This is a genomic window from Halomonas sp. BC2, from assembly GCF_002078115.1.
In the GTDB taxonomy this organism is placed as follows: Bacteria; Pseudomonadota; Gammaproteobacteria; order Pseudomonadales; family Halomonadaceae; genus Vreelandella; species Vreelandella stevensii.
Genome location: NZ_LFGT01000002.1, coordinates 71,834 through 79,639, shown reverse-complemented (window position 1 = coordinate 79,639; position 7,806 = coordinate 71,834). Strand labels below are relative to the sequence as shown.

Sequence of the window (7,806 nt, the reverse complement as noted above, 5' to 3'; positions counted from 1 at the left end):
CCGCTACGCATCCGCCTGGCCGCCCCCACCGGCAAAGCCGCCGCCCGCTTGAACGAATCCATCGCCGGGCAAGTCGCCAAACTCCCCTTCACCGACCTCACCATGTTGCTGAAAGGAACCGAGCAGACAGAAGCTTCGAGTGAGGAAACTGTGTTGGAGAGGACTTTGTGGGAGGGAGCTTTGAGTGAGGAAACTGTGTTAGAGAAGACTTTGTGGGAGGGAGCCTTGTGGGAGGGAGCCTTGTGGGAGGGAGCTTCAGCTCGCGACGATTCAGCCACAGAACAGCTGTCACACACAGAACAACTATCAGCCACCATCCCCACAGAAGTCACCACTCTGCATAGACTACTCGGCGCACGCCCCGACACCCGCCACTTCCGCCACAGCACCGCCAACCCGCTGGCGCTGGACGTACTGGTGATCGACGAAGCCTCGATGGTGGATATCGAAATGATGGCCGCCACCCTCAGCGCCCTGCCCGCCCATGCCCAGTGCATACTGCTGGGGGACAAAGACCAGCTCGCCTCGGTAGAGGCCGGTTCGGTACTCGGCGACCTGTGCCGCCGCGCGGAAGCCGCCCACTACACCCCGGCCACCGCCGAATGGCTGGCCCAGGCCACCGGGCAACCGCTGCCAGCGGACTTCATCGACCCCGCAGGCCAGCCGCTGGACCAGGCCATTACCATGCTGCGGGTCAGCCACCGCTTCAATGAACACAGCGGCATCGGCCAGCTCGCCAAGGCCATCAACCAACCGGGCCATGCGCAAAGCGAACGGGAAAAGCAGCAGGCCGTCACCGCCGTGCTGCGCCAGGGCTACCCGGATATTCACCATTTGGTGATGAGTGACGACGCCGCGCTGGACAAACTGGTGATTCACGGCAGCCCCAGCGGCTTTGCGGGTAACGGCGAAGGCCGCACCGACCACCAGGGCCAGCCCATCGCCCCGCCCACCGGCTACCGCCACTACCTCAAGGTGCTGCAAGCACAGCGCCCACGGGGGGAATCCTTCGAGGAGAGCCCCGCCGCCTACAACGCCTGGGCCAGCGAGGTACTCAGCGCCTACAGCCATTTCCAACTGCTGTGCGCGCTGCGCAAAGGGCCTTGGGGGGTTGAAGGCTTGAACCAGCGCATCGCCAGCACATTGCGTCGCGAAAAGCTGTTGTTCGGCAGTGACTACACCTTGGAGAAAGGCTGGTTTGAGGGCCGCCCGGTACTGGTGACCCAAAACGACTACGGCCTGAAATTGATGAATGGCGATATCGGCATCACCCTGGCCGTACCCGACCCGCGCAACCCGCAGCAGAAGCTATTAAGAGTGGCCTTTCCTTCATCAAGTGCTGCCAGCGACACCGACAAACCCATCCGCTGGGTGCTGCCTTCCCGCCTGCACGCGGTGGAAACCGTGTTTGCGATGACGGTGCACAAATCCCAGGGCTCGGAGTTCTTGCACACCGCCCTGCTGTTGCCGCCCACGCTGAACCCCATCCTGACCCGCGAGCTGGTGTACACCGGCATCACCCGTGCCCGCGAATGGCTCACGGTGGTGGAAGCCAAGCGCGGGGTGTTGAATGAGGCGGTGGTGAGGGAGGTGGTTAGGGTTAGTGGGGTTGGAGGTTAAAACCATTGGTTCTAGTTGAATCAGCTTTTGGCGGAGCCGCAACGAAAAATTTCCCTTGGCTGGCTGGGTGCTGGAATGGTCGCGGGCTGAAGCCACCTCCCACAGGGCGGGTTCACCTATGGGGGAGGTGGTCGCGGGCTGAAGCGGCCTCCCACGGGGGGCTAGGTGAAGGCGGTTTGCTGGAAGCTTGTTCGCGCTGTTACAGCCGCATGCCACGCGGCAAGCTGGGGATGCGCTTCTTTCCAGCGTATTTCTGGCAGCCGGAAGTCGAGGTATTCCAGCGCGACGGCGATGGCGATGTCGCCCAGGTGGATCGATGCGGCGGTGGGGTTGCCGCTCAGCTCGCTATTCAGTTGCTTCAACAGCCGCTGCATGGCCCTTGCCCGGCGTTGGCCCAGCTCGCTTTGGTCGATCTCGGGGCCATAGTGCTTGCGGGCAATCACGGTGGTGAATGCGGCATCCATGAGGTTTTGGCCCAGGCCTGCCAAGTGCAGTACGTCGCTCAACGAGTTGGTGGGCAGTACGGGCGGGGTGGGCTTTACGTTGTCCAGGCTGTCCAGGTACATGGCTATCAGCATGGATTCGCTGAGCGTGGTGCCCTCCTCCGTCACCAGTGCGGGGATGCGCCCGGCGGGGTTGGCCTTTAGAAGGTCGCCGTCGTCGGCCCAGGGGTCGCACCACTTGAGCGTCACGGCGTCCATCAGGCCTTTTTCCAGTAACACGATGCGCACCAGCCGCGCATAGGGGGATGTTGCGTTCAGGTAGAGTTCCATGGTTGCCTCCCTTTGTCTGAATAGTGCTTGTTAGGTTATTGGGCAGAAGGATGTGTGCGGCGCTGCTGAACGCCTCGGCTAAGCAGTACGAGCAACAAGCCAAGGGCAAGCGCCATGCCGCTGATGGTGAAGAGCGGCGTATAGCTGCCCCACATGCCATACAGCGCCGACATGGCATAGCCTGCCCCTGCCTGGGCGGCGGCGAAAGCGGCCGTGGCTCGCCCCCAGAGCTGCTTGTGGGCGGTGGGCCCGACCAGCTCGGCCAGGCGGCCAGAGGTGAGGGCTACGATGCCGGGAATCATTGCCCCCACCATGAACGAGGAAACCGACTGGCTAAGCAGGGCAAGCGAGAACACCGGGAGCATGACGGCAGCGGCCTTGGCCGTAAAGGCGATCATCAAGCCCCCTTGCCACCCTACGCGCTGGGCCAGCGCCCCCACCATGAACGGCCCGCACAGGGCACCCAGCCCGAAGATTCCCCATTGCAGGGAAGCGGCTTGATGGCCCAGGGCATGCTCCCTGGCGAGGTAGTCCACCCAGAACACGGTGTGGGGCACGAACCCCACCGCATCCAGCGCGTAAGCGCCGATGACCAGCACCACCACCCACTTTACCCCCGCATACCCAACGGGGCTATGACCCACCGGGCTTGCCGCCTGGCTTGCCACTGGGCGTGGGGGCAAGCGCGTGACGCCGCGGTCGCACGACAGGCCTGCCACCAAACAGAGCAGCCCCAGCGCACCCCAGGTGAGCGAGAGGCTTACCCCGAGCAGTGACGGCACCACGAGGGCGGAAAGCAGCGCCCCAAACCCGATACCGGTAAACACCAGGGCACCGACACGGGTTCGCCTTTCCGGGGGCGTGGCCGCCAGCGCCAGCGAGGGGCCCACGACCATCAAGATCCCCCCGCCCACCCCCGAGACCAGCCGCCAGAAGAAGAACCAGTGAAAACCACCCGCCCCGGCGCAAAGCAGGAAGCTGAGCCCGATACCCGCAAAGCTTGCCGCCAACACCCAGCGCGGCGCAAAACGCTCGCTCAGTGAGTGGGCGGCAAGCGCGCCGGTAAAATACCCCAACAGGTTGGCCGCCCCCAGGTAAGCGCCCTGGCTTGCGGTAAACCACCCTTGCTGAATGATCGCAGGCAATAGCGGCGTATAGGCAAAGCGAGCAATACCTATCCCCGCCAGGGTCGCCATGATGCCGGTCATTAACGCGGGCAGATCGTCGGTAGTGAGTGTTCGCTTCATCAAGCCAGTTCCCTTTGGATCCACCTCAGGTAGGTCAGCAGCAGGTAGTTACCCTCTTAGGCTACGCGTGCGTAGCCATTCCTGGAAACGATTAGTTTTGATCGATACTATCTTTTTTGTAGATAACCTGACTGGGAGATGGCACGTGCAACTTAAATCGCTACGGCTACTGGTGGCCGTGGCCGAAACCGGCAGCTTTGGGGCGGCGGCCAAACGGCTACACACGGTTCAATCCAATGTGACTACCCACATTAAGAAGCTTGAGGAGGAGCTTAGCGTAAAGCTGATTCACCGTGCGGGGCGAGTTCGTCCTACCAGTGCCGGGTGGGCACTGGTGGAGTACGCTGAGCGCATGATAACGGCCCACGATGAAGCCGTGTCGCTGTTTAAAGGCCAGGTGAAGGCATGTGGGCGGCTGCGCATAGGTGCCATGGAGACCACGACGGCGCTACGCCTTCCGCCGATACTGGCGGCTTATCACGCAGCGCAGCCTGACGTTGATATCCAGATCAAAACCGGGCCGACGGCTGAGCTGGTCGAGCTGTTGCTTAATGGGCAGGTGGACTGTATCTTCGTGGCCGGGAGGCTCGAGCATGGCCACTACCACTCGCTCAAAGCGTTTAGCGAGCAGCTTGTCTTAGTCGGCTCTACGCCGATGACGCAGATGCCCTCTTCACAAGCGCTGCTTACGTCTGCTTTCCTGGCGTTTCGCCAGGGGTGCAGCTACCGCCAGCGTATTGAGCTTTTGCTGGCCGCCCAGGGTGTTAATGCGGGCAGGATCTTCGAGCTCGGTTCGCTGGATGCAATGCTGGGCTGCGTTGCTGCCGGGATGGGTTACACAGTGCTCCCCCGTGGCACGGTTGAAGCCCACCAGCACCGATTCGAGGTTCACACGCTGGAACTGTCCACCTCCATCGCCAATATCGATACCTATTTTGTCGCCCCCAAATCAGAAACCTGGACACCCGCCCTGGCAAGCTTTGCTGAAACGTTGCGTGACGCGGTGGTGGTGAATGAGCCTCAGTTGAATGCATCGTGAGGTGGACTGAAGAATTCAGGGGGTTACGATGGGCAGTTGGGCAAGCGCCATGGTGCTGAAGGCGGCCTGGCGGCTAACATGGTCGCGGGCTAAAGCCACCTCCCGCAAGGCGGACTGACTCCCAGAGGCAAGGTCAGTTTCAGGCTAATAGTGATAGCGGCATGAAATGACCGTGTTGGCATGTTGATCGACGGCGTAAACAAGCCGATTGGTGTCATCGATGCGTCGAGACCAGAAGCCCGCCAGATTTTCTTTTAAGGGCTCTGGCTTACCGATTCCCTCAAAGGGAGAGCGCTTTACATCGTTGATCAGCTTGTTGATGCGCTTGAGGGTTTTCTTATTCTGACCTTGCCAATAGACGTAGTCGTTCCAAGCCTCATCTGTCCAGCACAATAGCCGTTGGCTACTCATCCATTAACGCTCGTGCGCTTGTCTGGCCAGCACGATATTGCGCTATTGAACGGTGAAGATGCTCAGCATTACCAGGTGAACGAAGCAGGTGCACTGTTTCCATGAGGCTATTGTAATAATCCAGTGACATCACAACGGCATCTTCAGCATCCCTGCGCGTGATCACGGTGGTGTCTGCATCATTCACAACGCCATCCAGCACGGCTTTCAAGCCATTCCTCGCTTCTGTAAAAGACACGATTTTCATACACACCTCACTTGTACCATTCACGGTACAAGTTTAGCGGCCGCACGCCAACCTGTACAGCTTAGAGCACATAATGCTTCATCAAGCCTTCTTCACAAACTGCGCGGTCACTATCATGTCGCCTGCGCCGTCTACCTTGCAGTCCAGCTGGTGGTCTTTGCCCTCTTTTAGCCGCTTGATGACGGCCTTGGTGCCGATCTTGAGCACCAGAGAGCTACCTTTCACTTTGAGGTCCTTGATCAGCGTGACCTTGTCGCCCTCGGCCAGCGGCGTGCCGTGGGCATCGGCCACGTTCACGGTCTCTTCGGCGGCGGCTTCTTCAGGGCTCCATTCGTGGGCGCATTCGGGGCAGATGAACAGGCGTTGGTCCTGGTAGACGAATTCGGATTGGCAGCGGGGGCACGGTGGGCAAGACATGAGCAGTGGCTTCTTTGGGTTGGTGTCGTCCGCTTATGATACTGAGCCTGCGAACCTTTGGCGAATGCCAAGCGCGCTCAGCCTGGCAAAGCGGAGAATGGAGAACGCGGAGTAGGCATGAGCGCTCCAGAGGCGGCGGCAATTCTCGGCACGCCTGCCGGACAATATGACGTTGATGGAAAATAGCACCGTCGATATCCCCGTTGGCGTACTCAGGGCGACGCACCTAGACTGAAGCCTCGTTTCTCTTGAGATAGCCGACCTATGCGTGTTTTTGCCAACCCGGTCGGAGCCGGTTCACTCTGGTTTGATAATCTGGTCACGGCGGATGGCGTGCCGGTGGCCTACGACCCCCAGGCGCGGGCGTTTATTTCCTTGACGCCCTTCTGTGCCAACCGCGACGTCATCGGCTGCAACTGGATAGCCCCCAGGCAGGGAGAGTTCTGCCGCGCCTGTGCCATGACGGCGCTGGCTCCCGATCCTTCCATCACCGATGCGATCCCCCACTGGGCACAAACCGAGGCGGCCAAACGCTGGGTGATCGATAACCTGGGCCGCTGGCACTGGTTTCGCCCGGAAGACCCCGGCGCCCCTCCGGTGTTTCATCTGCTGGCCGAAGGCGATACCCCAGTGCCCATGGGGCACGTGGGCGGCGTAGTGACGATTAGCGTGGCCGAAGCGGATGCCGTGCTGCGCACCACCCGCAAAGAGGCACTGGATGAGCCCTACCGCACCATGATTGGCCATATGCGCCATGAAATAGCCCATATGCTGTGGTGGCGGCTTAGCCTGCGGGAAGATTTTCTAGAAGCATTCCGCGAGGCGTTTGGCGATGAGCGTGAGGATTACCCGGCAGCCTTGCAGCGCCACTACCAGAATGGCCCACCTGCGGATTGGCAAACGCGTTTTCTCTCCACCTACGCCTCTTCCCACCCCCATGAGGATTGGGCGGAAACGACTTCGCACCTGCTGCACTTGACGGATATCACCGACAGCTTTGTGTCGTCGGGCATATCCTCGCCCGTTCTACCGGATGACCACAACTGGGATGCCTACGCCGAACCTGATTCTGAGCGGCTGATTCATATTGCGGCATCCTTGGTGGCGGGCGTAAACCATGTGAACCGTTCCATGGGGCTGTCGGATCTTTACCCGTTTGTGCTTTCCGAGGTCACGCTACGCAAGCTGGTGTTCGTCCACGACTGGTTGCGCCGCGGCGCACAGGGGCTGTAGGTCAACGATACGCTGCGTGAGCCGTATGGTTTAGCGTAGCCCCAGCGCCTCGATCACCGCCTTCACCTGCTGGCGTGCCTGCCCTTGCAGGGTATTCAGTGGCTGGGGCAGGCAGGGTGCGCTCACGCGGCCAGTGAGTTCGGCCATGGTCGCGGCCACCCGCAGGCTGCCGCCATGTTCATGGTAAAGCGCCCATAGCGCTGCCAGCGCGTTGGAGTGGGCCAGGGTCTGTTCGGCATCTCCCGCTTGAGCGGCGCGGGTCAGCGCCAGCGCGTGTTCCGGATAGAGCCCACCGAATACCGAATACCATGCCTCGCAGCCGGCCAGCAGGCCCGTGGCGGCGGCAGGGTCGCCGCTGATGCCGATGGTCACGTCCTCGGGAATCAGCGCCCGCAGCCGCGCCACCCGAGCACTGGCGTCGTGCAGATCGTTGGGCACCGGTGGAATCTTGATGGAGCGCACCTGGGGCAGCGCGGCAATGCGCCCGTGCAGCTCATCGCTGAAGGTGAAGTGGGTGGTGCCGGGGTTGTCGTACACGCACAGCGGCACGCTGATGGCGCGGCTGACGGTACTGAACAGGTTGTACACGTCGTCGTCGGTGAGCTTCTGGTAAGACACCGGCGCCAGCAACAGGCCGCTCGCCCCGGCCTGCTGGGCATGTTCGGCGTTGGCCAGTACATCCCGAGTGCGCAGCGCGCCAATGCCCACCACCACCGGCACCTCAGCGGCGTTTTCCACGCTCAGCCTGGCCACTCGGGCCCGCTCCTCCACGCTCAAGTAGGCGTAGCTGCCGGTAGAGCCCAGCACGCCGATGGAATC

9 protein-coding genes are annotated in these 7,806 nt (G+C 61.4%); 3 read left to right on the top strand and 6 right to left on the bottom strand.

The window, feature by feature from the left end; all coding sequences use genetic code 11:
- Positions 1 to 1,620 (top strand): exodeoxyribonuclease V subunit alpha (gene recD / locus B7L71_RS00915; protein WP_081135267.1); only part of this gene is annotated, 1,620 nt, incomplete at its 5' end.
- 161 nt (positions 1,621 to 1,781) lie between these two features.
- On the opposite strand, the gene B7L71_RS00910 is transcribed toward recD, so the two are convergent.
- Entirely contained in the window at positions 1,782 to 2,393 is a 612-nt protein-coding gene (locus B7L71_RS00910) for a glutathione S-transferase family protein (protein WP_081135264.1), read from the bottom strand.
- 35 nt (positions 2,394 to 2,428) lie between these two features.
- Complete coding sequence (locus tag B7L71_RS00905; protein ID WP_081135262.1) at positions 2,429 to 3,640, bottom strand: YbfB/YjiJ family MFS transporter; 1,212 nt, start codon at positions 3,638 to 3,640, stop codon at positions 2,429 to 2,431.
- A 145-nt stretch (positions 3,641 to 3,785) separates the two neighbouring features.
- Here B7L71_RS00905 and B7L71_RS00900 point away from each other — a divergent pair, with 145 nt between their 5' ends.
- Positions 3,786 to 4,679, top strand: coding sequence for a LysR family transcriptional regulator (locus B7L71_RS00900; RefSeq protein ID WP_081135403.1), 894 nt, complete (start codon positions 3,786 to 3,788; stop codon positions 4,677 to 4,679).
- 144 nt (positions 4,680 to 4,823) lie between these two features.
- Here the strand turns inward: B7L71_RS00900 and B7L71_RS00895 are convergent, their stop codons facing one another.
- From B7L71_RS00895 to B7L71_RS00885, 3 genes are all read right to left on the bottom strand, one after another.
- Positions 4,824 to 5,090 (bottom strand): Txe/YoeB family addiction module toxin, encoded by a 267-nt coding sequence (locus B7L71_RS00895; RefSeq protein ID WP_081135247.1) that lies wholly within the window; start codon positions 5,088 to 5,090, stop codon positions 4,824 to 4,826.
- Positions 5,083 to 5,337 (bottom strand): type II toxin-antitoxin system Phd/YefM family antitoxin, encoded by a 255-nt coding sequence (locus B7L71_RS00890; RefSeq protein ID WP_081135244.1) that lies wholly within the window; start codon positions 5,335 to 5,337, stop codon positions 5,083 to 5,085. Before B7L71_RS00890 ends, B7L71_RS00895 begins: the two co-directional genes overlap by 8 nt.
- An 81-nt stretch (positions 5,338 to 5,418) precedes the next feature.
- Positions 5,419 to 5,754, bottom strand: coding sequence for a zinc ribbon domain-containing protein YjdM (locus tag B7L71_RS00885; RefSeq protein WP_081135241.1), 336 nt, complete (start codon positions 5,752 to 5,754; stop codon positions 5,419 to 5,421).
- Between the two features lie 264 nt (positions 5,755 to 6,018).
- On the opposite strand from B7L71_RS00885, the gene B7L71_RS00880 reads away from it, so the two are divergent.
- The gene (locus B7L71_RS00880; protein ID WP_081135238.1) at positions 6,019 to 6,987 is read left to right on the top strand and encodes a zinc-binding metallopeptidase family protein; all 969 of its coding nucleotides are present in this window, start codon (positions 6,019 to 6,021) and stop codon (positions 6,985 to 6,987) included.
- A 30-nt stretch (positions 6,988 to 7,017) separates the two neighbouring features.
- Here B7L71_RS00880 and B7L71_RS00875 read toward each other — a convergent pair.
- The coding region (locus B7L71_RS00875) for a dihydrodipicolinate synthase family protein (RefSeq protein ID WP_081135235.1) at positions 7,018 to 7,806 on the bottom strand (789 nt) is incomplete at its 5' end.